Raw genomic sequence first — 26,961 nt, forward strand, 5'->3', positions numbered from 1 at the left:
ACATGCATGTCGCTCTGATCGCCGATGCGTTTCCGCCCATGCGCTCCTCCGGGGCCGTCCAGTTGCGCGACCTTTCGCGCGAACTGGTGCGGCAGGGCCATCGTGTGACGGTCCTCACCTCGGCACCAGGGCAGAGCCGGCCTTGGGAGATTGAAATGCAGGGCGGCGTGGAAGTCGTGCGGCTGCGGGCGCTCTCAACGCGCGATATGAACTATGCGCGACGCGCAATCAGCGAGTTGCTGATGCCGTTTCTGATGTTGCGGAACTTGCGCAAATCCCCGGCAGCCGCCCACCAGTTCGACGGCGTCGCCTGGTATTCCCCGAACATCTTCCTCGGGCCGATGGTCAAAGCGCTCAAGAAGCGAGACAAATGTCGCAGCTATCTGATCCTTCGCGATATTTTCCCCGAGTGGATGGCCGATATGGGTCTGATCAAACGCGGACTTGTTTACCGCGCGCTCAAAGCGGTGGCGGCGTATCAATATTCCGTGGCGGACGTTATCGGGGTGCAGACACCCGGTAATCTCGCCTACTTCACTCATCGCGGCAGAACCGGCCCGCATCGCGTGGAGGTGCTGCAGAACTGGCTGGCGGACTCCCCCGCACGGGAATGCAGCATCGACCTGTCGACCACCGCGCTCGCCGGACGCACGATCTTCGTCTATGCCGGCAACATGGGAGTGGCGCAGGGCATGTCCAAGTTACTTGATCTTGCCGAGCAAGTAGGCGCCGACCAGCGCATCGGTTTCGCCTTTGTCGGGCGGGGTACCGACGGGCCGATTTTGCAGGCGGACGCTGAGCGCCGTGGGCTCGACAACGTCCTCTTCTTCGAAGAAATCGATCCGGACGAAATCCCGGCACTATATGCCCAGGCGAGCGTCGGACTCGTCGCGCTGGACGCGCGCCACCAGAGCCACAACATCCCCGGAAAATTCATTTCCTATATGCACGCCGGCCTCCCCGTGCTGGCGAGCATCAACCCGGGAAATGATCTGGAAGACCTGATCGTCTACGAGAAGGTCGGACGCGTTTCGACCGATCCGACCGGCGCCGATCTCGCGGAGATGGCAATGGGAATGGTAGAGGAGCTACGAAGCGGCACGGACATGGTGGGCCGCTGCAGGACGCTTGCCAAACGCCTTTTCTCCGTCGACGCGATCGCAGCGCAGCTCGTCCGGGGGCTCGCGCAATGATCCCTGCGATCACCACCGAGCTGCTTGATTCGCTTCTGGAACAGGCGCGTCAATCGCCCCGCCTTCGCCAGCATCATAACTTGCACGCGAGCTACGCCGACCCCTGCCAGCGACTCCTGAACGTGATACTGGCGCAATCCTATATCCGGCCGCATCGCCACAGGCAGGATCCGAAGGCAGAGACGCTATTTGCGCTAAGCGGCGTCTTCAAGGTGCTGACATTTGACAGTCAAGGTACGCCTGCTTCGGTGACCCTGATCGGGCCTGCAGGCACGGAAAAGGCGGTCGGCACCTGTGCCATCGAGGTAGCTCCTGACGAATGGCACACGGCTATCGCACTGACCGAATCAGCGGTGCTCCTCGAAATGAAGGCGGGGCCATTCAATCCGGATGCACCCAAGGAAGCGGCGCCATGGGCGCCCGCTGAGGGATCACCGGAAGCTCAGTCCTATCTCGATATGCTCAGGTTGCTCTAACGCGTTCCAAAAGCAACGGTCCACCAGCCACTATCAGCGGTGCGCGCGCCAGGTGTTTGGTCCCGATAATTGATGATGCGGGTTTGCCGTGAAGTGGTGTGGCTGTTCAGCCCAAGCTTTGCAGATGAAACCGTAGGGTGTGAGGCCGCGCAGGGTCTTGAGGCGGCGTGCGTCGTTGTAGGCAGCGATGAAGTCGCTGAGGTGTGTTTCGAGCTGCTGATGGGTACGGCTTGAACTTGCGCCTGAGTCCCTTGTCGCCATCGACCTCGGGCAAGCGGCTGATGCCATGGCGCTGAAGGCAGCCGTGCAGCGACAAGCGGGTCAGGTGGGGAATTGTAGCCTGGAGCGCATATAGGCAGTCGTCCAGCGGCAGCAGCGTGTGGCGCCGGAAGGCGACCACTGCTTCCTCCTCGATCGTCAGCGAGGTCGATCCTGGGTCCGCCGGACCCGTCGGCAGGTCGGCCGTCGACCCGCGCTTCTTCCACTTCAGGTTGACGCCGTGACGCTCGGCCAGCGCTCTCAGGCACTCTTCACTATGCTGTATCGTTCGACGGACCGCCTCTGTCGTGCGGGCGCTCCCGTGTAGAACCTAGCCCATAGTGCATCCTTCCAGCCACTCGTGGATGATGCACCATCAATCGCCGGGGCCAGACACCTAGGGCGCCTCGCCGCTCTCGACCAGCGCGACGATCTCGAATTCGTACCGCTCCCAGCCACGCTGCCTCGCCGCGTCGGCGGTCGCCGCTTTCTTGCCGCTCGCCTCGCGCAGCGAGCGGGTGTGCCCCCAGAACACTTCGGTGCGTCCGCCGCCGAGATGCGCGACGATCCGCCAATAGTGGGTGAACGGCGCCGCGGTCGGCCCGATCGTCTTGACATAGCCGTCGGGCAGCGTGGCCGTGAGGTAGCGTTTCTTCTTCGCCATGCGACGCCGATAGCGCTTTTCGCCGCGATCGCGCAGCGTGATTGGAAGCCGCGATCGCGCACCCCACATAGGCATGCGAAACGGAGATCCGCATGACTCAATATCGCAAGACTGACGAAGCCGTCGCCGCGCTGTCGCCCGAGGAGTTCCGGGTGACCCAGCAGAGCGGCACCGAGCGCCCCGGCACCGGCAAATATCTCAACAACAAGGCGCCGGGCATCTATGTCGACATCGTCTCGGGCGAGCCGCTGTTCGCCTCGACCGACAAATATGAATCGGGCTGTGGCTGGCCGAGCTTCACCAGACCGATCGAGCCCGCCAATGTCGCCGAGCTGCGCGACGAGACGCATGGCATGGTCCGCACCGAGGTCCGCTCGGCGAATGGTGACAGCCATCTCGGCCATGTCTTCGACGATGGCCCGCGCGACCGCGGCGGACTGCGCTACTGCATCAACTCGGCATCTCTGCGCTTCGTCCCGCGCGAGGAGATGGAGGCGCAGGGCTATGGCGCCTATCTCGATCAGGTCGGGCAGCCGGCCTGACGCGGCGCCGCTCGCGATGTAGGATTTGGTCTGCCTGCCTCTGGCGGTCGGTATTGCCGGCCGCCCCTCGACAGAGTCAGCCGCGCGTCGCCGCGAAAGCGCGCATTGGCCCCACTTTCGCCTAACCTTCCACGCTGCAGCGCGATCCGATAAAGCCGCGCACCGCCGGCCCGATATCCTCGCGCTCGAGCGCTACGGCGATATTGGCCTGGATGAAGCCGGCCTTGTCGCCGCAATCAAAGCGCACGCCATCGAAGGTGACGCCGTGGAACGGCTGGTCGCCGATCATCCGCGCCATCGCGTCGGTGAGCTGGATCTCGCCGCCGGCGCCCTTCTCCTGCCCTTCGAGCACGCGCATCACTTCGGGCTGGAGGATGTAACGCCCGATCACCGAGAGGTTCGACGGCGCGGTGCCGGGCGCCGGCTTCTCGACCAGCCCTCTTACTTCGGTGAGCGAGCCGTCGCGCGCGCCCGGGGTGATGATGCCGTAGCGATGCGTCTGGTCGTCGGGGACGATCTCGTTGCAGATCAGATTGCCGCCGACCTTGTTGTAGGCCTCGACCATCTGCTTGAGGCAGCCCGGCTTGCCGACCATGAAATCGTCGGCGAGCAGCACCGCGAAGGGCTCGTCGCCGACGATGTCGCGCGCGCACCACACCGCATGGCCCAGCCCCATCGGCTCCTGCTGGCGGACATAGGCGACCGCGCCGGGCTTGAGCCGCGTCGCGTCGAGGATCTCGAGCGATTTGCCGCGCTCGCTCATCGTCGTCTCGAGCTCGAAGGCGATGTCGAAATGGTCCTCGATCGCGCTCTTGCCCCGGCCGGTGACGAAGATCATCTGCTCGATCCCCGCCTCCATCGCCTCGTCGACGGCGTACTGGATCAGCGGGCGATCGACGATGGGAAGCATTTCCTTGGGCATCGCCTTGGTGGCGGGAAGGAAACGGGTGCCAAGGCCCCCGACGGGAAATACGGCCTTGCGCAACGGCTTGATCATTCGGGCTCTCCTTGGCCGCGCCTTGCCCGTTCCCAAAGTTCCGATCAAGCGGGTGCCGCGGGGCTTATATCGCTCTTAAGCCTCGCGCGCTAAGCAGGCGCCATGTCGGCACCCAAGGTCCTCGTCGTATTCGGCACCCGCCCCGAAGCGATCAAGCTCTTCCCCGTCGTCCAGGCGCTGCAGGGACGCGGCGATCTGACGGTGCGGACCTGCGTCACCGCCCAGCATCGCGGGCTGCTCGATCAGGTGCTCGACATCGCCGGCATCGTCCCCGACGTCGACCTCGACGTGATGACCCCGGGCCAGTCGCTCGACGCGCTCACCGCGCGCCTGCTCACCGGCCTCGGCGAGGTATTCGACGCTGAAAAGCCCGATCGCGTGCTGGTCCAGGGCGATACCGCCACCGCGATGGTCGGCGCGCTCGTCGCCTATTACCGCAAGATCCCCGTCGGTCATGTCGAGGCCGGGCTGCGCTCGGGCGACATCTACCAGCCCTGGCCCGAGGAAGTGAATCGCCGCATCGTCGCGCCGATCGCCGACCAGCATTTCGCGCCGACCGGGACCGCGGCGGAGGCGCTGCGCCGCGAGAATATCGATCCGGCGACGATCCATGTCACCGGCAACACCGTGATCGACGCGCTCCACGCCACCCGCGCCCGCATCGAGGCCGATCCGTCGCTCGCCGCCGGGCTCGACGCGATCGCCGCGCGCTTCGCCGGCAAGCGGTTGATCCTCGTCACCACGCATCGCCGCGAGAATTTCGGCGACGGCATGGCCGGTATCGCCGACGCGATCGGCCGGATCGCCGCGCGGAGCGACACCGCGGTGCTATTCCCGATGCACCCCAACCCCAATGTCGTGTCGGTGATGGACCGCGTGCTCGGCGATCGCGCCAACATCGCCCGGATCGATCCGCTCGACTATCCGCACTTCATCCGCGCGCTCGGCATGGCCGAGATCGTCCTCAGCGATTCGGGCGGCGTGCAGGAAGAGGCCCCGGCGCTCGGTAAACCGGTGCTGGTGATGCGCGAGACCACCGAGCGCCCCGAAGGCGTCGCGGCGGGCACCGCGAAGCTCGTCGGCACCGATCCCGAGCGGATCGTTTCCGAAATCTCAACCCTCCTCGACGTACCCCATGCCTATTCTGCCATGGCACGCGCCCACAACCCGTTCGGCGACGGCCATGCCGCAGAGAGGATTGCGGGGATCGTCGCACATGGTTTCGGACTCTGAGCTCAAGGTCGCCGTCCTCGGCCTGGGCTATATCGGCCTCCCCACCGCCGCGGTGATCGCGCGCACCGGCGCGAAGGTGCTCGGCGTCGACGTCCACCCTTCGGTGGTCGACACGGTCAATTCGGGCAAGGTGCACATCGAGGAGATCGACCTCGACGGCCTCGTTTCGGGCGTCGTCGCGCGCGGCAATCTCCGCGCCTCGCTCCAGATCGAACCGTCCGATGTCTTCGTCATCGCAGTGCCGACGCCGTTCGGCGAGAACCACGCGCCCGATATCGGCTATGTCCTCAAGGCCGCGACCAATGTCGCGATCGTGCTCAAGCCCGGCGACGTGGTCATCCTCGAATCGACCTCGCCGGTCGGCACCACCGGGAAGGTCGCCGAACAGCTCGCGCAGCTGCGCCCCGATCTGAAGATTCCCGGCCATTGCACCGGCAGCGCCGATGTCGCGATCGCCTATTGCCCCGAGCGCGTGCTGCCCGGCCGCATCCTCGTCGAGCTGATCGACAATGATCGCGTGATCGGCGGGGTCACGCCGCGCTGCGCCCGCAAGGCGCTGCAATTCTATCGCCGCTTCGTCCGCGGCGCCTGCGTCACCACCACCGCCAAGGCGGCCGAGATGACCAAGCTTGCGGAGAACGCTTTCCGCGACGTCAACATCGCCTTCGCCAACGAGCTGTCGCTGGTCGCCGATCAGATGGACGTCGATGTCTGGGAAGTCATCCGCTTGGCGAATCGCCATCCGCGCGTCAACATCCTCTCCCCCGGCCCGGGCGTCGGCGGCCATTGCATCGCAGTCGATCCGTGGTTCCTCGTCAGCGCCGCGCCCGAGCAGACGCGGCTGATCCGCACCGCGCGCGAGGTGAACGACGGCAAGGTCGAGCATGTCATCGCCCGGGCCGTGGCCATGATCGAGGCCGATCCCGCCGCACGGGTCGCCTGCCTCGGGCTCGCGTTCAAGGCCAATATCGACGACTTCCGCGAAAGCCCGGCGCTCAAGGTCGCGGTCGCGCTGGCGAGGCGCTTCGGCCCGCGGGTCGCCATCGTCGAGCCCTATGCCGCCACGCTCCCCGCGAGCTTCGAGGGCACCGGCGCGGTGCTGACCGACATCGACGCCGCGATCGAGACCTGCGGCAGTTTCGTCGTGCTGGTCGATCACGACGTGTTCCGCTCGATCCCGCTCGACGAGCGCGTCGACAAGCGCGTCTACGACACCCGCGGGATCTGGCCCGACCAGCCTGCGCCGCAGGGCGGCGAGTCGCTGCGGCTGGTCGGCTGACCGCCTAGCGCGCGCGGACCAGGATCGCCTGCCAGTTGCCGTCGAGGGGCTGGCTGCGCTCCGCGATCAGGCCGGGAATCGCCGGCCGCGCCGAGATCGTCTCGACCTTGGCGATCTCTGCCTCGAGCGTCGCGATGCGGTCGCGCCAGTGCGGATGCGAGCGGCTGCGGAAGATGCCGCCCGCCTTGCTCGGCCCGAAGCGCTTCCAGAACGCTACCGAGGCCTGCGGCGGATAGCCTGCATTAGCGAGCAGATAGACCGACAGGAGATCCGCCTGCGTCTCGGTCTGGCGGAAATATTTCACGTTCGCGCCGAACCCGGAAAGCATGCCGAAATCCACCCCCCGTGCTTCGAGTCGATCGCGATGGTGGAGGATGTTGTGCGAGAATTCATGCGCGACCGCTCCGGCGACCTGCTCGGGCGTATAGGCTTCGAGAAACTGTGAGCTGATCTGCACCATCGTGCCGTCCGCCGAGGCGTTATAGTCGCTCGACAAGCGCAGCTCGAACCGCGTGCGGCAGGCAGGAAGCGGCTGCACCGTCGCCTTGATCGGCGCGCCCGCGCGGATCGCCTCGACTTCGATCGGCTGGTCGGGCGCCAGCGCAGCGATCGCGCGTTGCGCGGCGACAAGCCGCTGCGTGGTGCCCTGCTTTCCGGTCAACGTTGCGATCGCGACCGGCCCGACCCGGACGAGCGAATCATCCTGCCGAAGCCCTGCCCGCGCCGCCGGCCCGTCGGCGATCACGCCTTCGATCGCGACCGGGGTGGCGAATCCGAAATGCGTTTTTGCTGCATCGCGAGAAGCCGAATCGAACTGGTCGAGCGTATGGAGCTGCAGGCCCAGCCCCGGCTCGAGCCGATCGCACAACGCAGCGTTGGCGACCGAAAGCCGCCAACCGATCGTCGCGAGTTGCAGATCTGCATCCCGCACGGCCTCGAAGGTATCCCGGTTTTGCAGGGGTGCATCGGCGAGAGAGGATTGCGGCAGCGCAAGCCCGGCGGCGAACGCCACGCAAACCCAGGTCAGGCGCCAAACATGGGTTGGGCGAGGAGCGGGAAACATGCCGCCCTTTAGCCATTTCTTCCCGACGATCACAATCCGGCGACATCGGTGCTGGGCGAGTGACAAAGGAATCGGCTGCAACTGACGGAGTTCGTTCGATAGTCGCGCTCTTCATTTCGCTCACGTTCCGTTAACCCCCTTGGCACTAGTGCTGCGCTGCGTTATGGAAACGTGCGCGCTCGCGGCACGGGTCGTCGTTGTGAGCCCCAGAGTTCGGATCAACCGAACCGGTGTTGCGTTCAGGCAACGGCAGAGCTAAGTTTGTCGTGAGCTTGGATTTTGAGGTGTTGCCGTGGGCGGACTCCTATGTCATAGGAGCGCCTGACGAGAACACCGGAGCTCGAAGAGGGAGTAGAATAATGTTGTCAAAGCTTCTTACGGCAGCCGCAGTAGTCACGATGGCGGCTACCCCGGTTGTGGCGGCTCCGGCCTCCAAGCTGTCGCTGACTCGCGCCTCGACGGCGAGCGAGAAGGACAGCGAGCTGGCTCCGGCCGTGATCATCGGCGTGCTCGCGACTGTCGCGATCATCGGTGGTGCGGTTGCGCTCGCCAACAACGACGACGATCCCGACAGCCCGTAGGATCTGTCTTAAGGATTGATTTTGAGTGGCGGCCCTTGTGGCCGCCACTTTTATTTTGTCTTCCGAAGGTTCCCCGACAGGTGCGGCGCCGCCTCACCTCCGCCCCGGGATTTTATCGGATAGGGAGCGTAAGCTTGGGTACAGGTGCGCCCCGCTAGAGCCGCATCTCAGGGCTTCAAATGCATAGTGTATGATTGGAAAGCTTTTCCGCCGACGCTCCCCCGCCCCAATGCCGGCAGGCAGCCTGCCCGCCGGACAGAGAATCTATGCGATTGGTGATATCCATGGTCGCGTCGACCTGCTGGACACCCTGCTCGCCAAGATCGAAGCGGACGACGCAAGTAGGGCGCCCAGCGCGTCGCAAATAATCTTCCTCGGCGATCTCATCGATCGGGGTCCGAGCTCCGCACAGGTAGTGGAGCGCGCTCTGCAAATGGCAGAAGGACCGCGGCGTTGCCGATTCCTCCTCGGCAATCACGAGGAGGTGTTTCTCAGGGCACTCGGAGGAGATCTGAAAGCCTTGGCATTCTTCGTCCGCATTGGCGGGCGGGAGACGATCCTCAGCTACGCAATCTCTGAAGAAGACTATCGGAACAGCGACTTTCCGGAGCTTCACGCCCTTCTCGTCGAGCGCGTTCCCGAATCGCATCGCACGTTCCTCGAAAGCTTCGAGGATCTGATCGTGCTGGGCGATTTCGCTTTCGTCCATGCTGGCGTGCGTCCGGGGCAGGCACTGGAGAGCCAGCGGGTGAGCGATCTACGCTGGATCCGCCACGAGTTTCTCGATCATCGCGACGGCTTCGAGAAGATCATCGTGCACGGGCACACGATCTTCGACGAGGTCGAATTGCGTCAGCACCGCATCGGACTCGACACCGGCGCCTATTCGAGCGGGAAGCTGACCGCAATGGGTTTCGAAGGCCAACAACGCTGGGTACTGGATACTGCGATCGAGGCCTGAACCACGCCTGCCACGCTCTCGCAGATCAGAATTGGAAACGACGCGCCCTGATCTTCAGGGCAATCGGTCCGGGTCTTATTGGCCCGGCACGCCCTGCGGCGGTGACCCGGCGCCGGCGCCGGCGCCGCCACCCTGCTGCTGTTGTTGCTGCTGCATCGCCCGCTGCATCATCATCTGCTGGACGACAGCCGCGGGAATGATCCGCTCGGGGCTGACAGTGAAGACGAGCATCGCATCGGGCGGCACGCGCTCGGGATCGGGGCTCTGCATGCCCGGCGCGCCATAAGCGAGGTCAGCGGGGATCCACAGGCGGTACTTGCCGCCCTTCTGCATCAGCTTGAGGCCCTCGAGGAAGCCCGGGATTGCGCTGCCCTGCTGGATCGGAAAGGGCACCGGCTGGGTGCTCTTGTCGAACACCGTGCCATCGCGGAAGCGGCCCTCGTAATTGGCGATGACGTAATCGCCCTCGCCCGCCGTCGCGCCATCACCGGCCTTGAGCACTTCGAACTGCAGGCCCGAGGCCGTGGTCTGCACGCCCGGCCGGCCCTTGTTCCACGCGAGATACTCGGTGTCGGCGCCTTTGAGCGCGACCTGCTCGCGTGTGCCCAGCCAGGCGAGGCCGAAGGCCAGCACCACCGCGAGCAGCACGCCGAGCCACAGCCACACCTTGTAGGCGCGCTTGACGGGCTGAAGCGGAACGGCGGTCACCGACATGAGTCACATCCTCGATCGGCGTTCCGCCGCTTAACTTCGCACTTTTCCCGCAAAAGCTTTCCGACGATTGCGGAAGCCCGCAATATTCTTACCGGGCGCTGTCGCGCTCCACGCGCTTGCGCTCGAGCTTGCGTGCACGGCGAACCGCAGCCGCACGCTCGCGGGCGCGCTTCTCGCTGGGCTTCTCATAGTGACGGCGGAGCTTCATCTCACGATACACGCCTTCACGCTGCAGCTTCTTCTTGAGCGCCCGCAGCGCCTGGTCGACGTTATTGTCGCGAACGATGATTTGCATAAGGCCGTACAGCTCCGATCTCGATACAATAGAATAGGGTTCGCCGGAGCGCGGGCTGCGGCGTCGTCGCGGCCACCTATCAGCGTGAATCCGATTTTTCAAGGTCCGACGCGGTGTGGCGACGAGAATCTCGGGCCGGATGCGCCGAACGGGTGTGACCGTTCGGCAACACTGCGCCCACATTACACCGCATTGCAGCGCTGCAACGCTCCCGATAGGTTCGCGTGCCATTCCAAACGCATGCAGTTAGCCTACGCCCTGGACCTCGAGACCCGCCTCCTCATCGTCGACGACGATCCCGGCATCCGCGAATTGACCGCGGGTTTCCTGTCACAGCATGGCTATGTCGTCGATACCGCGGACGGTGGCATCGAGATGCGGGAGAAATTGGCCGCGCACGATTATGCGCTGGTCGTGCTCGACCTGATGATGCCGGGTGAGGACGGGCTCAGCATCCTGCGGTCGCTCGATCGCGCGACCGGCCCCGCCGTGATCCTCCATTCGGTGATCGGCGAGGACATCGACCGGATCGTCGGGCTCGAGATGGGCGCCGACGACTATGTCGCCAAGCCGGCCAACCCGCGCGAGCTGCTCGCGCGCATCCGCTCGGTGCTTCGCCGCGCCGGGAGCGGCGAGCGCACCGCCGCGCGGCTGCCCGAACGCAACTTCCTGCGCTTCGCCGGCTGGCGGCTCGATCCGGTGGCGCGGCAGCTCTACGACCCCGAAAATGTGATCATCAACCTTTCGGACGGCGAGTTCCGCCTGCTGCTCGCGCTCGTCGAGCGCCCCCGCCGGGTGCTCACCCGCGACATGCTGCTCGATCTTTCGCGCGGTCCGATGGCGGAGCATTTCGATCGCGCTATCGACGTCCAGATGAGCCGGCTGCGCAAGAAGCTGGCACGGCCCGGACGCGAGGAGCTGGTCCGCACGATCCGCAACGAAGGCTATATGTTCGTCGCCGAGGTCACCACCAAGTGAGCAAGGCGCGCTCGATTACCGTCCCGATCGTGCTGCTGGTGATCGCTGCGGCGCTGATCGCGACGACGGTGCAGTTCACGGCGATGTTCAGCGGCCCGCCGCCCTGGTTCCGCCCGACCCCGATCGCGCGCGTCGCCGATGCGTTGCGGACCGGACAGGTGCCCGAAACCGTGCGCGGGATCGAAGTCGCGCGGATCGACGAGGATCGGTTCGGCCGCAGTGACGAGCAACCCTCGGCCGCGCGCGACGCCGCGATCGCGGCGCTGATCCCCGCCCCCGCCGACGAAGTGCAGGGCTTCTACCAATTTCCGCCGCACGACCCCGACAGCGATTTGCACGGCAGCTTCACGGTCGGGCGCCGCGCTGGCGATGGCTGGATCATCGTCTCGACCGCCGCGCCGCCGACCTTCACTGGCTGGCACCTGCGGCGGTTGGCGGGGATGTTGCTGACGCTCGCGGTGCTCTCGGTGCTCGCCTGGTACGTCGCGAGGCGGATCTCGCGGCCGATCCGCGAGCTCGCGCACGCCGCGACGCGCGCGCGGCTCGGCGCCCGGCCGGCGATCCCGCGCGGCGGCCCGCGCGAGGTGCGCGAGCTCGCCGAGGCGGTGGAGGCGATGCAGGATCGCATCCTCCAGCAAGCCGAGGGCCGCACCGCGATGCTCGCCGCGATCGCGCACGATCTCGGCACGCCGCTCTCGCGGATCGCGTTCTGGGTCGAGCAATTGCCCGAGGCCGCACGCGACCGCGCTGCCGCCGATATCGACGAGATGCGCGCGATGCTGGGCGCGGTGCTGCGCTTTACCCGCGACGATCGCAACCAGACGCAGCATGCGCGGCTCGACCTCGGAAGCCTGATCGAGAGCCTTGGCGACGATCTCGCCGCTGCGGGGATGCCGGTCGAGGTCGATTTCGGTCCGCGCGTGATCGTCGAAGGCGATCCCGCCGCGCTCCGCCGGCTGTTCACCAACCTCGTCGAGAACGCCGTCCGCTATGGCGATCGCGCGCGGCTGTGCTGGTCGGTTTCCGCCAACTGGGCCGAAGTGCTGGTCGAGGACGAAGGCCCGGGCTTTCCCACCGGGCGCGCCGAGGCGCTGTTCGCGCCCTTCGTGCGCGGCGAGGCCTCGCGCAATCGCGCGACCGGCGGCACCGGGCTCGGGCTCGCGATCGTCCGCTCGATCGCGGAGGCGCATGGCGGCGAGGTGGCGCTGGAGACCCGGGCCGCGGGCGGCGGCCGCGTGCGCGTGCGGCTTCCGGCGGAGTAGGTGCCGCACGGCCGCGCGCGGCACGGTTGAGATGCGTTGAAATATTCGGCGATCCCGCGAAATCGCGCGGCATGCTGGCGCCGCCACTCCTGCGATCAACCAGCGGGAGTATCGCATTGCATCACGACCACCACGACGACCATGATCTTGGTCTCGCGCACGACCTCGAAGTCATCAACGCGCTCGCCAGCCGGCGCCGCGCGCTGCGCTGGTTCGCCGGCGCCGGCGCGGGGGCGCTGCTGACCGGGTGCGACGGCGGCTCGGCCACCGGCTCGGTGGTCACGCCGACGCCGACACCGGCCGCGAGCGACGCGCCCACGCCGAGCCCCAGCCCCAGTCCGACACCCACGCCGAGCGGCGGCTGTGTCGCGGACCCGAGCGAGACCAACGGTCCCTACCCCGCCGACGGCACCAACACCTCGTCGGGCCTGACCTCGAACGCGTTGACTGCAGCCAATGTCGTCCGCAGCGACATCAGGCCGAGCTTCATCGGCACGTCGACCGCAATCGCCGCGGGGGCGCAGGTGACGCTCACGCTCACCGTGGTCAACGTCAACGCCGCCTGCGCGCCGCTCGCCGGCTATGCGGTGTACATCTGGCATTGCGATCGCGACGGGAAATATTCGCTCTACGATCTGCCCAACGAAAGCTATCTGCGCGGCGTCGGCGTGACCGACGCCAATGGCCAGGTGACGTTCACCACGATCTTCCCCGGCTGCTATGCCGGGCGCTGGCCGCACATTCATTTCGAGGTTTTCTCGAGCCTGACCACGGCGACCAGCGGACGCTATGCGGCCCTGGTCTCGCAGCTGGCGATGCCCGCAGCGACCTGCACCGAGGTCTACAACAACGCCAGCGGCTACACCACGAGCGTGCGCAACCTCGCCGGCGTGTCGCTCTCGGGCGACAATGTGTTCGGCGACAATTCGAGCGCGCAGGTGGCGCAGCAGACGCCGACGATGAGTGGCAGCGCGACCGCCGGCTACACCGCCACCGCGGTGATCGGCCTCGCGCGCTAGCATTTCCCACCGTGCTCCGGCGAAGGCCGGAGCGCTGGCCGCAAGGACAGCATTCGCGGCCAGGGCTCCGGTCTTCGCCGGAGCACGGTTTTCCCGTTCAACGATCTCCACGGGGGTGGAGCGGCCGGAAGCCCACCGGCCGGGGCGCCCCGTCTGCCGAGGTGGATTCCCCTCTGTACCACTTCCCGGCAGGCGGGGCGCCGTTATAGTGCCCCGCGATGGCATCCCCTTCTCCCGCGCGGCACCGCCTCCGTTCGATCCTCGGCGGCTCGGCGGGCAATCTCGTCGAATGGTATGACTGGTACGCCTACTCGGCGTTCACGCTCTATTTCGCCCATCATTTCTTCCCCAAAGGCGATCAGACCGCGCAACTGCTCAACGCCGCGGCGGTGTTCGCGGTCGGTTTTCTGATGCGGCCGATCGGCGGCTGGCTGATGGGCGTCTATGGCGACCGCCACGGACGCAAGGCGGGGCTGACGCTGTCGGTGAGCCTGATGTGCGCGGGATCGCTGATCATCGCGCTGACTCCGGGATACGCCACGATCGGCGCGGCGGCGCCGGTGCTGCTCGTGCTCGCGCGCCTGCTCCAGGGGCTGTCGGTCGGCGGCGAATATGGCGCGAGCGCGACCTATCTCTCCGAGATGGCGGGCAAGCGCCATCGCGGCTTCTTCTCGAGCTTCCAGTACGTCACCTTGATCTCGGGGCAGCTGGTGGCGCTGCTCGTCCTGCTGGTGCTGCAGGCAGTGCTCAGCGAGGCCGAGCTCGACGCCTGGGGCTGGCGCATCCCGTTCGCGATCGGCGGCGCGCTGGCGGTGCTGGTGTTCTGGCTTCGCCGGCGGCTCGCCGAGACCGAGAGCTTCGAGAATGCGAAGCGCGCGGGGCGCCGATCGAGCTTCGGCGCGCTGTTCCGCGAGCATCCGCGCGAGGCGGCGGTGGTGATGCTGCTCACCGCGGGCGGCACGCTCGCCTTCTATGCCTATTCGATCTATCTGCAGAAATTCCTCGTCAACACCGCCGGCTTCGATCGCGCGACCGCCTCGCAGATCAATGCCGCGGCGCTGTTCGGCTTCATGCTGATCCAGCCGCTGGCGGGGGCGCTGTCCGATGTGATCGGGCGCAAGCCGCTGATGGTCGGGTTCGGCGTGCTCGGCGTGTTGCTGACCTTGCCGATCTTCACGACGCTGGAGACCGTGCAGAGCCCGTTGGCGGCGTTCGGCCTGATGTTCGGCGCGCTGGTGATCGTCACCGGCTACACCTCGATCAACGCGGTGGTGAAGGCCGAGCTCTTCCCCGCGCACATCCGCACGCTCGGCGTCGCGCTACCCTATGCGCTCGCCAATGCGCTGTTCGGCGGAACCGCCGAATATGTCGCCCTGTGGTTCAAGGATTCGGGCTGGGAACGCGGATTTTACTGGTACGTCACCGCGATGATCGCGATCTCGCTGATCACCTATCTGCGGATGCGCGACACCGCCCGGCATTCGCGCATTCTCGAGGACTGAGCGTCAGGCGATCATCCCGCCGCCGCGGCTCGCCAGCACGCGGCCGATCGAATCGAACAGCGCATCCATCGCCACCGGCTTGAACAGCACGTCGTCGGCGCCGAGCGCGAGGCAGCGCTCGCGCAGATCGACTGCGGTATCGGCGGTCACCACGATGATCGGCAGCTTGCCCCGCTCGTCATCGCGCGCGCGGATGCGGCGGATCGTCTCGAAGCCGTCGGTGCCGGGCATGCGCAGATCGACGAGGACGACGTCGAAATTCTCGGCGTCGATCCGGGCAAGCCCCTCCTCGGCCCAGCTCGCCTCGGCCATCGTCGCGCCCGCGACGTCGAGCATGTCCTTCACGACCCGACGGTTCATCGGATCGTCCTCGATAAAGAGGATGTTCATGGCATACCGCCGCTTCGGACGGAGAGGAGATCGGCGACCGATTTTATCATATCTGGTGTGCTATCGCGCTAAGCCGCTTCAGACTCAAGCGGCTCGCTGCCCGCGGGGCGAGAATTTTCTTCCGCAGGCGTAACGAATACCTGCACCAGCGCCGCGCCGGATACCGGTTTTTCGATGATATGTCCGACACCCGTGGTGCGAAGTTGAGACAGGGTCGCTTCGTCCGGCTTCATCCACAGCACCGCGGAAACGGCCGCCTCGCTGGCAACGACGAGTGTCTGCAGTGTTTCCACGGGCTCGCCCTCGCCGGCCTTCAGCGTGGCTTCGTCGACGAGCAGGTGCGTTACCGGGGCCTCGGCGATCAAGGCCAGCGCCTCTTCGGCTCCGCCGGCGAACCGCAGCGAGGAGGCCTTGGGCTCGAGCAGGGTGCGCAGCATGCTCCGGGCGATCGGGTTGCGGTCGACGATCAGCATCGCGGCGCCCGACGCGCCGTTCGGGGCCGCCTCGGCGGGGGCCTCGGCATCGATCAGCGGCAGCTCGACGGTGAATACCGCGCCCTCGCCTTCGATGCTCTCGACGCTGATCTCGCCACCCAGCGCACGCGCGAGGTTGCGGCAGATGGTGAGCCCGAGCCCGGTGCCGCCGAACTGGCGGGTGGTGCCGGCATCGACCTGGCGGAAGGATTCGAAGATCTCCTCGAACTTCTCCGCCGGAATGCCGATCCCGGTATCGCTGACGACGAGCCGAAGGCGGCGGGCATCGCCCACGCCCTCGGCGACCGCGCGCAGGCTCACGCCGCCGCGCGCGGTGAACTTGATCGCGTTGGACAGCAGATTGAAGACGATCTGGCGGAGCCGTCCGGCGTCGCTGACGATCCAGCCCGGCGCATGGCTGAGCTCGAGCCGGAAGCCGAGCCCCTTGGCGCGCGCCTGCTCCTCCCAGAGCCGGGTGACCTCGCGCAGCGTCGCGCCCAGATCGAGCGGTGCCGCGTCGACGGTCAGATTGCCCGTCTCCATCTTGGCGACGTCGAGAATGTCGTCGACGAGGCTGCGCATCGTCACGCCGGCGCCGTGGACGATGCCGATCCGGTCGCGCGTCTCGGGCTCCAGCTTCGGATCGGCGAGCATTACCTGCGTCATGCCGAGAATGCCGTTGAGCGGCGTGCGGATCTCGTGGCTCGTCGTCGCGAGGAACTCGGTCTTCGCCTTGAGCGCCTTTTCGAGCGCGACATTGGTATCGGCGAGCACGACGTTGGCGGCGCGCACCTGATTGCGGCTGCGGCGGATCGTGACCAAGCCGAAGCTCAGCAGCGCGATGATGACCAGCGTGGCGCCGCCGATGCTGATGAACAGGGTGCGCTGAAACGCGGCGGTGCGGCGCGCCTCCTCGGCCTTGAGCGTCTGGATGCGGGTCTGCTGCTCGGCATAGTTGAACCGCGCAGCCATCAGCGCCGCGCCGGTGGAGGTGGCGACCTTGGTCGATTCCTCGTCGAGCCGCTTCATCGCCTCGAGATGCGCGAGCGCCAGCCGCGGCGCACCGGCATCGCGGAAGATTTCATAGGCATAGGTGTGCGAGCTGCGATATTCGCCGGTCGTGGTCGTCAGGTCCACGCCGTTGAAACACGCCTCGATGAGCCGCAGCGCCTTCGCCTTGTCGCCGCGCGCCGCGGCCAGCCCGGCGGCGGTCGCGAGCAGATGGCGGCGCAGCAGATCGGCATCGGCATCGGCGACCAGCTTGAAGCCGCGGGCGAGCGTGCGATCCGCGGCATCGAGCCGCTTCAGCTTGATCTGGTTACGCGCCAAATTCGTCAGGATGCGGGCTTCCAGCAGCGGCATTTCCAGTTGGCGCGCGATAACGAGCGCCGCTTCATATTCGCGCTCCGCCTCGACGCTGCCTTCCCGGGCCTGGGCGAGGATGTTCGCACGGCGATTGTGCAGCGACAGCGAAAGCGCCGGATCGTCGTCGTAGAGCTCGGATGCCTGGAGAAAATATTGCTGCGCACGATTGTCGTCGCTGGCGACGCTGTAGAGCGCGCCGATGTTCTGAAGCGCGATCGCCTGGCTGCGCGGCTCCTTGACCGCGGCGAAGACCCGGAACGATTCCTGATAGTTGGCCAACGCCTGCACGGCGTCGTTGTCCTGCATGTACAGCATGCCCTGCGACATCAGCAGGTCGCCGCGCAGCTTGGTCGGCTCGGCAATCCCGCCGATGAGGCGAAGCCCCTCGGCCAGCAGCGGCCTAGCGCGCGCCGCCGCATTGCTGCGCAAATAGGCTTCCGCGCCGAGCCAGCGCGCCGTGGCGAGCGCGAGCATGCGCTGCCGCGGATCGGGGAGGCGCCGCGCCAGCGAATCGATCAGCGCGATATGGCGCAGCGCCTGCGCCTGATCCGCCATCATGCTGCCCTTCGCGGCGTCGATCTGCGCCTGCAACGGCGCCGGGAAGTCCCCAGCGGCGAATGCCGGCTGAATCGTCGATAGACAGAGCGCGAGCGCGAGCGTGCGTATCAGCGCGCGGATCACGCGCGCTTCCAGAAGCTCTCGGGCCGGATGAACGACTGCACGTTCGCCGAGCTGGCGAGATGCGCTTCCTCGGCGAGATATTTGCGGAACGCCTCGAAGCCGAGCGGGCGCGAGAGCAGGAAGCCCTGCACCATGTCGCAGCCCATCACGCTGAGCAGCGCGAGCGCGGACGGCGTCTCGACGCCTTCGGCGGTGACTTCCATCTCGAGCGCGTGCGCGAGGTCGATCGTCGAGCGGACGATCAGCGGATCGCGATTGCTGCTGGTCAGCTGCATCACGAACATCTTGTCGATCTTGAGCTCGCTGGCGGGCAGCCGCTTGAGATAGGCGAGCGAGGAGAGCCCCGCGCCATAATCGTCGATCGCGAGCTGGACGCCGATGTCGGCGAACTGCTGGAGATGCTGGATCGCGCTGTCCGGATCGCGGATCACGGCGGTCTCGGTGATCTCGAAGCCGAGCTTGGCGCCGCTGACCGCGACGATCGCGCAGGCCTCCTTCACGAAATCGGCGTCGGCGAGCAGCATGCCCGAGATGTTGAGGAACAGCGTGAGATCGTGCCCTTCGGCGGCGAGCCGCTTCTGATCGGCGATCACTTGGCGCAGGGTCCACATGGTGAGCGCGCCGATCTCGCCGGCCTCTTCGGCAACCGAGATGAAGTCGCCCGGCAGGATCAGCCCGCGCTGCGGGTGCTGCCAGCGCACCAGCGCCTCGGCGCTGGCGATCTCCTGCCGCCGGACATGGACCTTGGGCTGATATTGGAGAAACATCTCTCCCTCGGTGATCGCACGCGGCAGCTCGCGCATCAGCGTGAGGCGATCGAACGCGAGATCGGCACGCGACAGATCGAGCATCACCACGCGTTTCTCGCCGCGGGCCTGCTCGAGCGCCGATTCGGCCGCTTCGGTGAGCCGCACGTCGTCGCATTCGTGGCAGGGTGCCGCGGCGACGCCGAACTGCATCTGAAGCTGCCACGATTCGCCGTCGAGATCGAAGGGGAGCGCCAGCGCCTTGCGCAGCCGGTCGATGTCGGCCGCGCCCGCCTCGGGCGATTCGCGCTCGAAAGCGACTTCGATCAGGGCGCGTCCCGCGGTGAGGATGCGCACCTCGGGGAGGACACTCGCGATTCGCGCACCGACGTCGAGCACGAGTGCATCGGCGCGCGGGCGACCGAGATGGCGGCGCAGCGTCGCGAAATTCAAAATCTCACATTGGGACAGAATTCGCCAAAGCGCGGGAGCGGTGCGCGGGTTCTTTTCGGCGGCCATCCCGATCGGGGACGCATCGCCGCGCGGGGGAACCGGCACGTCCACGCCGCCCCTGCCGCGCGCGTCGAACACGCCACAGCTGCTCGCTTTTACAGCGATTCCATTGGCTTCCGCGGAAGACGCAAACACACGCGTCGCGTTCCCCCCGAGGTGCACCGAAGGCTCAGACCCTGCCGACATAGCGAGGACGCTAGGCCACGACCCTTGAAGGAACGGTTAAACGCAAGCCTTTGGAACAGCGCTCCAACCTGCGCGCTTCCGCAGAAATCCTGATTGCGTAGTCGTTAATCTCCCCTTAACCACTCGAATTGCGCGTCATGCGCACCGATGGGAGATCAATGATGTTGGCGTTTGACCTTCTTTTTCGCGATAAGACCGGCGAAGACATTCGTCCGTTCTGAATTCGTGCCATCCGGGCCGGCAGTGAGGCGACTTCAGCAGTGAGGGCGCGCTGACCGGCCCGGACGACTCTTGAGAAGCGGCTGGGGGCTCCAGCCGCTTTTTTCTTGCCTGCCGCCTGGCCTATGTGCCGACGGCAGGGCCCTTGCCCTCCGCGCTCGCTTGGCTAAGGCGCTGTCATCCGCATTCTGGAGGGATTGGCATTGCGCATCGCGATGATCGGCACGGGCTATGTGGGGCTGGTTTCCGGCGCCTGCTTCTCGGACTTCGGCCATGACGTGGTCTGCGTCGACAAGGACGCCCGCAAGATCGAACTGCTCCATCAGAATGTGATGCCGATCTACGAGCCGGGGCTCGACGCGCTCGTGGCCTCGAACGTCAAGGCCGGCCGGTTGACCTTCACCACCGACCTTGCCGAAGGCGTGAAGAATGCCGACGCCGTGTTCATCGCGGTCGGCACCCCCAGCCGGCGCGGCGATGGCCATGCCGACCTCTCCTATGTCTATGCCGCAGCGCGCGAGATCGCCGAGAATCTGACCGGGCCGAGCGTGATCGTCACGAAGTCGACCGTACCGGTGGGAACCGGCGACGAAGTCGAACGCATCATCGCCGAAGTCGCGCCGGACAGCGGCGCCAAGGTCGTCTCCAATCCCGAATTCCTGCGCGAAGGCGCCGCGATCGAGGACTTCAAGCGTCCCGACCGCGTCGTGGTGGGCACCGACGACGAAGGCGCCCGCGAAGTGATGCGCGCGATCTATCGTCCGCTCTCGCTCAACCAGAACGCGCCGTTGCTGTTCACCGGACGCCGCACCTCCGAGCTGATCAAATATGCCGCGAACGCGTTCCTCGCGGTCAAGATCACCTTCATCAACGAAATCGCCGATCTGTGCGAGGAGGTCGGCGCCGACGTGCAGGAAGTCGCGCGCGGCATCGGCATGGACAACCGCATCGGCGGCAAGTTCCTTCATGCCGGCCCCGGCTATGGCGGCTCGTGCTTCCCCAAGGACACGCTGGCGCTGCTCAAGACCGCGGCGGACCATGAGACTCCGCTGCGCATCGTCGAATCTACCGTGCAGGTGAACGACAATCGCAAGCGCGCGATGGGCCGCAAGGTCATCCGGGCGATGGGCGGCGACGTCCGCGGCAAGACCGTCGGGTTGCTCGGCCTGACCTTCAAGCCCAACACCGACGACATGCGCGACGCGCCGAGCCTTTCGATCGTCGCCGCGCTTGAGGATGCCGGCGCGACGGTGAAGGCCTATGACCCCGAGGGGTTCGAGCAGGCGCGGCCGCTGCTTCCCAATGTCGCGTTCAGCGAAAGCGCCTATGCCGCGGCAGAGGGCGCCGACGCGCTGGTGATCGTCACCGAATGGGATGCGTTCCGCGCGCTCGATCTCGGGCGGATCAAGTCGCTGCTCAACACGCCGCTGCTCGTCGATCTGCGCAACATCTATCCGCCGGCGGAGGCCGAGCGGGCGGGGCTCAAGCTGGTCGGCGTCGGCAAGCCGCAGCGCGGCTGAGCGTCAGGCGACCTTGCCGAGCCGCTCGCCGGCATAGGCCGAGGCGCAGATCGGCTCCCACCACCAGCGATTGGCGAGATACCAGTCGACCGTGCGGGCGAGACCGGTGTCGAAATCCGCGCGCGGCCGCCAGCCCAGATCGCCTTCGAGCCTGGACGGGTCGATCGCATAGCGCCGGTCATGGCCGGGCCGATCCGCTACGAAATCGATCAGCGCGCGGCGCGGCTTGCCCGCCTGCAGCGGCACCCGCGCGTCGAGCAGATCGCAGATCGTCTCTACCACGCTCAGATTGGTCCGCTCGGCCCTGCCGCCGACCAGATAGGTCTCGCCAACGCTACCGCGCGTGAGGATCTGCTCGAGCGCCTCGGCATGGTCCTCGACATAGAGCCAGTCGCGCACGTTCGCGCCGCGGCCATAGACCGGTAGCTTCCGCCCCTCGAGCGCATTGAGGATCGTCAGCGGGATCAGCTTCTCGGGAAAGTGATAGGGCCCGTAATTGTTCGAGCAGTTCGAGAGCAACACCGGCAGGCCATAGGTCTCGTGCCAGGCGCGGACGAAATGATCCGATGCGGCCTTCGACGCCGAATAGGGCGAGGACGGGGCATAGGGCGTCGTCTCGGTGAAGACGCCGCTGTCGAACGGCAGATCGCCGAACACTTCGTCGGTCGAGACATGATGGAAGCGGAAGCGCGCGCGCCCGGCCGGATCGAGCGTGCGCCAATGCGCGAGCGCCGCGTCGAGCAGCCGCACCGTGCCGACGACATTGGTTTCGACAAAAGCCGCGGGCGCGTCGATCGAGCGATCGACATGCGTCTCCGCAGCCAGGTGCAGGACGGCGTCGAGCTGCTCGTCGCGCAGCAGCCGCAGCACGGTCTCGCTATCGGCGATATCGCCCACGACGAAGCGGAAATTGGGCGCGGCCTCGATTTCGCGAAGCGAGGCGCGGTTGCCGGCATAGGTCAGCTTGTCGAGGCAGACGACGTGCCAGCCCTGCCCCACCAGCCGACGGCACACCGCTGAACCGATGAACCCGGCGGCGCCGGTAACGAGAACCCGCCGGATCATGCCGCGTCCTGCACGCAGCGGCGGAGATAGTCGGCATAGCCGGTCTTGCCCATCAAGGCGGCGCGTTCGAGCATCGCGTCGGCGCCGAGATAGCCGAGATCGAAGCCGATCTCCTCGGGGCAGGCGATCTTGATGCCCTGGCGATGCTCGATCGTGCGGACGAACGCACCCGCTTCGTGGAGGCTGTCATGCGTGCCGGTATCGAGCCATGCATAGCCGCGGCCGAGACGGTTCACGGTCAGCGTGCCGCGATCGAGATAGGTGCGGATCAGATCGGTGATCTCGAGCTCGCCGCGCGCCGACGGCTTGAGCCCGCGCGCGATCGCAGTGACCTCGCGGTCGAAGAAATAGAGGCCGGTGACCGCCCAGCGCGATTCAGGATTCGCCGGCTTCTCGACGATGCTGGTGGCGCGTCCGGTCGCGGGATCGAAGCTGACCACGCCATAGCGCTCGGGATCGTCGACCTGATAGGCGAACACCGTCGCGCCGCCCGCTGCCGCTTCGGTGGCGGCCATGTGCCCCTTGGCGCCCATCGCGTCGCCGTGGAAGATATTGTCGCCGAGGATCAGCGCGGCGGGGCCGCCGTTCAGGAATTCCTCGCCGATCAGAAACGCCTGCGCCAGCCCGTCGGGGCTCGGCTGCTCGGCATAGCTGAGATTGATTCCGAACGCCGCACCGGTGCCGAGCAGCGCCTCGAACGCGGGCAGATCGCGCGGGCTGGAGATGATCAATATGTCGCGGATGCCCGCGAGCATCAGCACCGACAGCGGATAATAGATCATCGGCTTGTCGAACACCGGCAGCAGCTGCTTCGAGATCGACAGCGTCGCGGGATAGAGCCGCGTGCCCGATCCGCCGGCGAGGATGATGCCCTTTACGCCGTGCGGCTCGGGCCGGCGATCACCGCTGCGGCGGAAATGGGCTGACAATTTTTCTTCTCCGCTCCGAATTAGGAACGCCTCGCAAGCAAGGCCTCCTGCCCCCTACATCCACATTGCCGAATAGCGGCAGAAGGTTCACGAAGCTTTAGCCGCGCGCAGCGCGCGCGAATGGGATTTGCATTGCCGTCTTCTCCCCTTACCCATCTCCAGCGTCTCGAGGCCGAGAGCATCCATATCCTTCGCGAAGTGGTCGCCGAGGCCGAGCGCCCGGTGATGCTCTATTCGGTCGGCAAGGACAGCGCGGTGATGCTCCACCTCGCCAAAAAGGCCTTCTACCCCGCGCCGCCGCCCTTCCCGCTGCTCCATGTCGATACGACGTGGAAGTTCCAGGCAATGTACGATCTGCGCGACAAGGCGGCGAAGGCCGCGGGGATGGAGCTGATCGTCCACCACAATCCCGATGCGCTGGCGCGCGGGATCAACCCGTTCGACCATGGCAGCCTCCACACCGACCTGTGGAAGACCGAGGGGCTGAAGCAGGCGCTCGACAAATATGGCTTCGACGCCGCCTTTGGCGGCGCGCGGCGCGACGAGGAGAAGAGCCGCGCCAAGGAACGCGTCTTCTCGTTCCGCACCGCCTCGCATCGCTGGGATCCCAAGAACCAGCGCCCCGAGCTCTGGCATCTCTACAATGCCCGCAAGAACAAGGGCGAGAGCATGCGGGTGTTCCCGATCTCGAACTGGACCGAACTCGACATCTGGCAGTATATCCGCGCCGAGGGGATCGAGATCGTCCCGCTCTATTTCGCCGCGCCGCGCCCCACCGTCGAGCGGGACGGGCTGCTGCTGATGGTCGATGACGAACGCTTCCGGCTGAAGCCCGGAGAGACGCCGGTCGAGCGCTCGGTGCGCTTCCGCACGCTCGGCTGCTACCCGCTCACCGGCGCGGTCGAGAGCGAGGCGGCGAACCTCGAGGACGTCATCCAGGAGATGCTGCTCACCACCACCTCCGAGCGCCAGGGCCGGGCGATCGATCACGATCAGGCGGCGAGCATGGAGAAGAAGAAGCAGGAGGGCTATTTCTGATGACCTCCTACCGCCCCGACGCGCTGATCGCGTCCGACATCTCGGCCTATCTGACGCTGCACCAGAACAAGTCGCTGCTGCGCTTCATCACCTGCGGCAGCGTGGACGATGGAAAATCCACGCTGATCGGGCGCTTGCTCTACGATTCGAAGATGATCTTCGAGGATCAGCTCGCCAGCCTCGAGGCCGACAGCAAGCGCGTCGGCACGCAGGGCGGCGAGATCGATTTCGCGCTGCTCGTCGACGGCCTCGCCGCCGAGCGCGAGCAGGGCATCACAATCGACGTCGCCTATCGCTTCTTCGCCACCGAGAAGCGCAAGTTCATCGTCGCCGACACCCCCGGGCACGAGCAATATACCCGCAACATGGTCACCGGCGCCTCGACCGCCGACCTCGCGGTGATCCTGATCGACGCACGCAAGGGCGTGCTCACCCAGACGCGGCGCCATTCCTATCTCGCGCATCTGCTCGGCATCCGACACATCGTGCTCGCGGTGAACAAGATGGACCTGATCGGCTATGATCAGAGCGCCTATGACGCGATCGTCGCGGATTATCGCGGCTTCGCGGAATCGATCGGCATCCGCGACTTCACCCCGATCCCGATCTCGGGGTTCCGGGGCGACAACATCACCGGCCTGTCCAACAACACGCCATGGTTCGCGGGTCCGGCGCTGCTCGAGCATCTCGAGCAGGTCGAGGTCGACACCGAGGCCGACCGCGCCAAGGCGTTCCGGCTGCCGGTGCAATGGGTCAACCGCCCCAATCTGGATTTCCGCGGGTTCGCCGGGCTGATCGCGAGCGGCACCGTCAAGCCCGGCGACGCGGTGCGGATACTGCCTTCGGGGCGCACCAGCACCGTCGCGCGGATCGTCGCGATGGGCGGCGACCGCGACGCGGCGGGCGCCGGCGAATCGGTCACCCTCACGCTTGCCGACGAAGTCGATTGCTCGCGCGGCGACGTCATCGCCGCGGCCGACGCACCGCCGCAGGTCGCCGACCAGTTCCGCGCGACGATCGTCTGGATGGACCAGAACGATCTGCTCCCCGGCCGCGCCTATTGGCTCAAGCTCGGCACGCAAACGGTGAGCGTCACCGTGCGCGAGCCCGAGCATGCGATCGACGTCAACACGCTCGCCCATGTCTCCGCCAAGACGCTCAAGCTCAACGATATCGGCGTGGCCGAGATCGCCGCCGACCGCGGAATCGTGTTCGAGCCCTATGCCGACAGCCACGATCTCGGCGGCTTCATCCTGATCGACAAGGCGAGCAACGCCACGGTCGGCGCGGGCATGCTCCACCACGCGCTGCGCCGCGCGCAGAACGTCCATTGGCAGGCGATGGAGATCACCCGCGAGGCGCACGCCGCGCAAAAGGGCCAGCAGCCGCGCCTGCTCTGGTTCACCGGCCTGTCGGGCTCGGGCAAGTCGACCATCGCCAATCTGGTCGAGAAGAAGCTGCACGCGATGGGCAAGCACAGCTTCCTGCTCGACGGCGACAATATCCGCCACGGGCTCAACCGCGATCTCGGCTTCTCCGATGCCGATCGGGTCGAGAATATCCGCCGTGTCGGCGAAGTCGCCAAGCTGATGACCGATGCCGGGCTGATCGTGCTGACAGCCTTCATCTCGCCCTTCCGCGCCGAGCGGGAGATGGTGCGCGCGATGCTGGCGCCCGGCGAGTTCTTCGAGATCTTTATCGACACGCCGATCGAGGAAGCCGAGCGGCGCGACCCCAAGGGTCTCTACCGCAAGGCGCGCGCCGGCGAGATCACCAACTTCACCGGCATCTCGAGCCCGTACGAAGCGCCCGAGAACCCGCAAATCCGGATCGACACAACGAAGGAGACGCCCGAGGCGGCGGCCGAGCGCATCGTCGAGACGATCATGGGAACGTGGAGCCCGGTGATTTGACCGATGCTGAGCTCGCGCGCGAAGTCGCAGCCGAGGCGGGCGCGCTGCTGCTGCGCGTCCAGTCCGAATGCGCCGGCGGCGATCGCGGCGATCGCGAGGCCAATGCGCTGATCCTCGAGCGCCTGCGCGCGGCGCGGCCCGACGACGCGATCCTGTCGGAGGAATCGGCCGACGATCTCGCCCGGCTCCAGTCCAGCCGGGTTTGGATCGTCGATCCGCTCGACGGCACGCGTGAATTCGCCGAGCGGCGCGACGACTGGGCAGTGCATGTCGCGCTGGCCATCGACGGGCACCCCGCGATCGGCGCGGTCGCTCTGCCGAGGCTCGGGCTGACGCTGTCGAGCGATGCCCCGCCCGCGCTTCCGGCGCCGCACGCCCCGCCACGGCTGCTGGTCAGCCGCACCCGGCCGAGCGCGCTCTGCCTCGATGTCGCGGACCGTATCGGCGCGGAACGGGTCGGCATGGGTTCGGCGGGCGCCAAGGCGATGGCGGTGGTGCGCGGCGAAGCGGAGATCTATCTCCATACCGGCGGGCAGCATCAATGGGATAATTGCGCGCCGGTCGCGGTCGCGCTCGCGGCCGGGCTGCACGCCTCGCGGATCGACGGATCGCCGATCGTCTACAACCAACGCGAGACCAGCATTCCCGATCTGCTGATCTGCCGTCCCGAATGGGCGGAACGCGTGCTCGCCACCGTGCGCGATTGCACGGCCTGAGCGGCGCGCGCCGGGACGCGCGGTTCGTTGGCACCCCGGTATAATTCCATAGCGGGCAACTCCCGAACGGACAGAAATGCGCTGCGCGGCTAGGGGCAGCGCGCGGATGCCTCGTCTCCCAGGGCTCCGCCAGTAAAGCGTGCCGCCTCTTCTCCCCCGGAGCCGGCATTGCCTGGGAGCAAGCCGAAGC

At 66.5% G+C, this 26,961-nt stretch carries 25 protein-coding genes and 1 pseudogene; 15 read left to right on the top strand and 11 right to left on the bottom strand.

The window, feature by feature from the left end; translation table 11 throughout:
• Positions 1 to 2: 2 nt before the first annotated feature.
• Complete coding sequence (locus E5A74_RS04905) at positions 3 to 1,193, top strand: glycosyltransferase family 4 protein (RefSeq protein WP_135983100.1); 1,191 nt, start codon at positions 3 to 5, stop codon at positions 1,191 to 1,193.
• Entirely contained in the window at positions 1,190 to 1,669 is a 480-nt protein-coding gene (locus E5A74_RS04910; RefSeq protein ID WP_135983101.1) for a WbuC family cupin fold metalloprotein, read from the top strand. The genes E5A74_RS04905 and E5A74_RS04910 overlap by 4 nt, the downstream gene beginning before the upstream one ends.
• Positions 1,670 to 1,702: 33 nt before the next feature.
• Here E5A74_RS04910 and E5A74_RS04915 read toward each other — a convergent pair.
• Both E5A74_RS04915 and E5A74_RS04920 read right to left on the bottom strand, forming a co-directional pair.
• Positions 1,703 to 2,213 (bottom strand): annotated as a pseudogene (locus E5A74_RS04915) (hypothetical protein).
• 111 nt (positions 2,214 to 2,324) lie between these two features.
• Entirely contained in the window at positions 2,325 to 2,591 is a 267-nt protein-coding gene (locus E5A74_RS04920; RefSeq protein ID WP_135983102.1) for a hypothetical protein, read from the bottom strand.
• Positions 2,592 to 2,683: 92 nt separating this feature from the next.
• Here E5A74_RS04920 and msrB point away from each other — a divergent pair, with 92 nt between their 5' ends.
• Positions 2,684 to 3,133: a peptide-methionine (R)-S-oxide reductase MsrB gene (msrB, locus tag E5A74_RS04925; protein WP_135983103.1), complete on the top strand. Its 450-nt coding sequence runs from the start codon at positions 2,684 to 2,686 to the stop codon at positions 3,131 to 3,133.
• A 121-nt stretch (positions 3,134 to 3,254) separates the two neighbouring features.
• Here msrB and galU read toward each other — a convergent pair whose 3' ends face one another.
• Positions 3,255 to 4,130, bottom strand: a complete 876-nt coding sequence (gene galU / locus E5A74_RS04930) for a UTP--glucose-1-phosphate uridylyltransferase GalU (protein WP_135983104.1) — start codon at positions 4,128 to 4,130, stop codon at positions 3,255 to 3,257.
• 102 nt (positions 4,131 to 4,232) lie between these two features.
• On the opposite strand from galU, the gene wecB reads away from it, so the two are divergent.
• Positions 4,233 to 5,363 (top strand): non-hydrolyzing UDP-N-acetylglucosamine 2-epimerase, encoded by a 1,131-nt coding sequence (gene wecB, locus E5A74_RS04935; RefSeq protein WP_135983105.1) that lies wholly within the window; start codon positions 4,233 to 4,235, stop codon positions 5,361 to 5,363.
• On the top strand, positions 5,347 to 6,642 hold the full coding sequence (gene wecC, locus E5A74_RS04940; protein ID WP_135983106.1) for a UDP-N-acetyl-D-mannosamine dehydrogenase: 1,296 nt from the start codon (positions 5,347 to 5,349) through the stop codon (positions 6,640 to 6,642). The genes wecB and wecC overlap by 17 nt, the downstream gene beginning before the upstream one ends.
• Before the next feature lie 4 nt (positions 6,643 to 6,646).
• Here wecC and E5A74_RS04945 read toward each other — a convergent pair whose 3' ends face one another.
• The gene (locus E5A74_RS04945; RefSeq protein ID WP_166745608.1) at positions 6,647 to 7,573 is read right to left on the bottom strand and encodes a M48 family metallopeptidase; all 927 of its coding nucleotides are present in this window, start codon (positions 7,571 to 7,573) and stop codon (positions 6,647 to 6,649) included.
• 491 nt (positions 7,574 to 8,064) lie between these two features.
• Here E5A74_RS04945 and E5A74_RS04950 point away from each other — a divergent pair, with 491 nt between their 5' ends.
• Together E5A74_RS04950 and E5A74_RS04955 are read left to right on the top strand one after the other, a co-directional pair.
• Positions 8,065 to 8,286, top strand: a complete 222-nt coding sequence (locus tag E5A74_RS04950) for a hypothetical protein (RefSeq protein WP_240699647.1) — start codon at positions 8,065 to 8,067, stop codon at positions 8,284 to 8,286.
• Positions 8,287 to 8,515: 229 nt separating this feature from the next.
• On the top strand, positions 8,516 to 9,247 hold the full coding sequence (locus E5A74_RS04955) for a metallophosphoesterase family protein (RefSeq protein ID WP_240699648.1): 732 nt from the start codon (positions 8,516 to 8,518) through the stop codon (positions 9,245 to 9,247).
• Positions 9,248 to 9,322: 75 nt separating this feature from the next.
• Here the strand turns inward: E5A74_RS04955 and E5A74_RS04960 are convergent, their stop codons facing one another.
• Positions 9,323 to 9,961, bottom strand: coding sequence for an FKBP-type peptidyl-prolyl cis-trans isomerase (locus tag E5A74_RS04960; protein ID WP_135983110.1), 639 nt, complete (start codon positions 9,959 to 9,961; stop codon positions 9,323 to 9,325).
• Positions 9,962 to 10,049: 88 nt separating this feature from the next.
• Positions 10,050 to 10,256 carry a 30S ribosomal protein S21 gene (rpsU, locus tag E5A74_RS04965; protein ID WP_019368605.1) on the bottom strand — a complete coding sequence of 69 codons (207 nt, stop codon included), beginning with the start codon at positions 10,254 to 10,256 and terminating at the stop codon, positions 10,050 to 10,052.
• A 240-nt stretch (positions 10,257 to 10,496) separates the two neighbouring features.
• Here rpsU and E5A74_RS04970 point away from each other — a divergent pair, with 240 nt between their 5' ends.
• The 4 genes from E5A74_RS04970 to E5A74_RS04985 all read left to right on the top strand — a co-directional run bounded on the left by E5A74_RS04970 (position 10,497) and on the right by E5A74_RS04985 (position 15,017).
• Positions 10,497 to 11,234: a response regulator gene (locus tag E5A74_RS04970; protein ID WP_135983111.1), complete on the top strand. Its 738-nt coding sequence runs from the start codon at positions 10,497 to 10,499 to the stop codon at positions 11,232 to 11,234.
• Entirely contained in the window at positions 11,231 to 12,496 is a 1,266-nt protein-coding gene (locus E5A74_RS04975; RefSeq protein WP_240699649.1) for an ATP-binding protein, read from the top strand. The genes E5A74_RS04970 and E5A74_RS04975 overlap by 4 nt, the downstream gene beginning before the upstream one ends.
• 116 nt (positions 12,497 to 12,612) lie before the next feature.
• Positions 12,613 to 13,515: a dioxygenase family protein gene (locus E5A74_RS04980; protein ID WP_240699650.1), complete on the top strand. Its 903-nt coding sequence runs from the start codon at positions 12,613 to 12,615 to the stop codon at positions 13,513 to 13,515.
• A 218-nt stretch (positions 13,516 to 13,733) separates the two neighbouring features.
• Positions 13,734 to 15,017, top strand: coding sequence for an MFS transporter (locus tag E5A74_RS04985; protein ID WP_135983113.1), 1,284 nt, complete (start codon positions 13,734 to 13,736; stop codon positions 15,015 to 15,017).
• Positions 15,018 to 15,020: 3 nt separating this feature from the next.
• Here E5A74_RS04985 and E5A74_RS04990 read toward each other — a convergent pair whose 3' ends face one another.
• From E5A74_RS04990 to E5A74_RS05000, 3 genes are all read right to left on the bottom strand, one after another.
• Entirely contained in the window at positions 15,021 to 15,407 is a 387-nt protein-coding gene (locus tag E5A74_RS04990) for a response regulator (RefSeq protein ID WP_135983114.1), read from the bottom strand.
• Between the two features lie 68 nt (positions 15,408 to 15,475).
• The gene (locus tag E5A74_RS04995) at positions 15,476 to 17,926 is read right to left on the bottom strand and encodes an ATP-binding protein (RefSeq protein WP_135983115.1); all 2,451 of its coding nucleotides are present in this window, start codon (positions 17,924 to 17,926) and stop codon (positions 15,476 to 15,478) included.
• Complete coding sequence (locus E5A74_RS05000; protein WP_240699651.1) at positions 17,923 to 19,125, bottom strand: putative bifunctional diguanylate cyclase/phosphodiesterase; 1,203 nt, start codon at positions 19,123 to 19,125, stop codon at positions 17,923 to 17,925. Before E5A74_RS05000 ends, E5A74_RS04995 begins: the two co-directional genes overlap by 4 nt.
• A gap of 668 nt (positions 19,126 to 19,793) precedes the next feature.
• Between E5A74_RS05000 and E5A74_RS05005 the strand changes: the two genes are divergently transcribed.
• Positions 19,794 to 21,110: a UDP-glucose dehydrogenase family protein gene (locus E5A74_RS05005; RefSeq protein WP_135983116.1), complete on the top strand. Its 1,317-nt coding sequence runs from the start codon at positions 19,794 to 19,796 to the stop codon at positions 21,108 to 21,110.
• A 3-nt stretch (positions 21,111 to 21,113) separates the two neighbouring features.
• Here the strand turns inward: E5A74_RS05005 and rfbB are convergent, their stop codons facing one another.
• Positions 21,114 to 22,175 (bottom strand): dTDP-glucose 4,6-dehydratase, encoded by a 1,062-nt coding sequence (gene rfbB / locus E5A74_RS05010; protein ID WP_135983117.1) that lies wholly within the window; start codon positions 22,173 to 22,175, stop codon positions 21,114 to 21,116.
• Positions 22,172 to 23,104 carry a glucose-1-phosphate thymidylyltransferase RfbA gene (gene rfbA, locus E5A74_RS05015; RefSeq protein WP_135983118.1) on the bottom strand — a complete coding sequence of 311 codons (933 nt, stop codon included), beginning with the start codon at positions 23,102 to 23,104 and terminating at the stop codon, positions 22,172 to 22,174. Before rfbA ends, rfbB begins: the two co-directional genes overlap by 4 nt.
• Before the next feature lie 120 nt (positions 23,105 to 23,224).
• On the opposite strand from rfbA, the gene cysD reads away from it, so the two are divergent.
• The 3 genes from cysD to E5A74_RS05030 are packed head-to-tail and all read left to right on the top strand — an operon-like array spanning position 23,225 to position 26,771.
• Positions 23,225 to 24,142: a sulfate adenylyltransferase subunit CysD gene (gene cysD / locus E5A74_RS05020; protein WP_135983119.1), complete on the top strand. Its 918-nt coding sequence runs from the start codon at positions 23,225 to 23,227 to the stop codon at positions 24,140 to 24,142.
• Positions 24,142 to 26,055, top strand: a complete 1,914-nt coding sequence (gene cysN / locus E5A74_RS05025) for a sulfate adenylyltransferase subunit CysN (protein WP_135983120.1) — start codon at positions 24,142 to 24,144, stop codon at positions 26,053 to 26,055. The genes cysD and cysN overlap by 1 nt, the downstream gene beginning before the upstream one ends.
• Positions 26,052 to 26,771 carry a 3'(2'),5'-bisphosphate nucleotidase CysQ gene (locus E5A74_RS05030; protein WP_135983121.1) on the top strand — a complete coding sequence of 240 codons (720 nt, stop codon included), beginning with the start codon at positions 26,052 to 26,054 and terminating at the stop codon, positions 26,769 to 26,771. The genes cysN and E5A74_RS05030 overlap by 4 nt, the downstream gene beginning before the upstream one ends.
• Positions 26,772 to 26,961 lie beyond the last annotated feature (190 nt).

Origin of the sequence: Sphingomonas naasensis (assembly GCF_004792695.1) — a bacterium.
GTDB classification, from domain to species: Bacteria; Pseudomonadota; Alphaproteobacteria; order Sphingomonadales; family Sphingomonadaceae; genus Sphingomonas; species Sphingomonas naasensis.

Bases quoted from the DNA above. Each gene is read 5' to 3' on its own strand.
- E5A74_RS04905 (WP_135983100.1), top strand. From the start codon at position 3: ATGCATGTCGCTCTGATCGCCGATGCGTTTCCGCCCATGCGCTCCTCC.
- E5A74_RS04910 (WP_135983101.1), top strand. From the start codon at position 1,190: ATGATCCCTGCGATCACCACCGAGCTGCTTGATTCGCTTCTGGAACAG.
- E5A74_RS04920 (WP_135983102.1), bottom strand. From the start codon at position 2,591: ATGGCGAAGAAGAAACGCTACCTCACGGCCACGCTGCCCGACGGCTAT.
- msrB (WP_135983103.1), top strand. From the start codon at position 2,684: ATGACTCAATATCGCAAGACTGACGAAGCCGTCGCCGCGCTGTCGCCC.
- galU (WP_135983104.1), bottom strand. From the start codon at position 4,130: ATGATCAAGCCGTTGCGCAAGGCCGTATTTCCCGTCGGGGGCCTTGGC.
- wecB (WP_135983105.1), top strand. From the start codon at position 4,233: ATGTCGGCACCCAAGGTCCTCGTCGTATTCGGCACCCGCCCCGAAGCG.
- wecC (WP_135983106.1), top strand. From the start codon at position 5,347: ATGGTTTCGGACTCTGAGCTCAAGGTCGCCGTCCTCGGCCTGGGCTAT.
- E5A74_RS04950 (WP_240699647.1), top strand. From the start codon at position 8,065: ATGTTGTCAAAGCTTCTTACGGCAGCCGCAGTAGTCACGATGGCGGCT.
- E5A74_RS04955 (WP_240699648.1), top strand. From the start codon at position 8,516: ATGCCGGCAGGCAGCCTGCCCGCCGGACAGAGAATCTATGCGATTGGT.
- E5A74_RS04960 (WP_135983110.1), bottom strand. From the start codon at position 9,961: ATGTCGGTGACCGCCGTTCCGCTTCAGCCCGTCAAGCGCGCCTACAAG.
- rpsU (WP_019368605.1), bottom strand. From the start codon at position 10,256: ATGCAAATCATCGTTCGCGACAATAACGTCGACCAGGCGCTGCGGGCG.
- E5A74_RS04970 (WP_135983111.1), top strand. From the start codon at position 10,497: ATGCAGTTAGCCTACGCCCTGGACCTCGAGACCCGCCTCCTCATCGTC.
- E5A74_RS04985 (WP_135983113.1), top strand. From the start codon at position 13,734: ATGGCATCCCCTTCTCCCGCGCGGCACCGCCTCCGTTCGATCCTCGGC.
- E5A74_RS04990 (WP_135983114.1), bottom strand. From the start codon at position 15,407: ATGAACATCCTCTTTATCGAGGACGATCCGATGAACCGTCGGGTCGTG.
- rfbB (WP_135983117.1), bottom strand. From the start codon at position 22,175: ATGATCCGGCGGGTTCTCGTTACCGGCGCCGCCGGGTTCATCGGTTCA.
- cysD (WP_135983119.1), top strand. From the start codon at position 23,225: ATGGGATTTGCATTGCCGTCTTCTCCCCTTACCCATCTCCAGCGTCTC.
- cysN (WP_135983120.1), top strand. From the start codon at position 24,142: ATGACCTCCTACCGCCCCGACGCGCTGATCGCGTCCGACATCTCGGCC.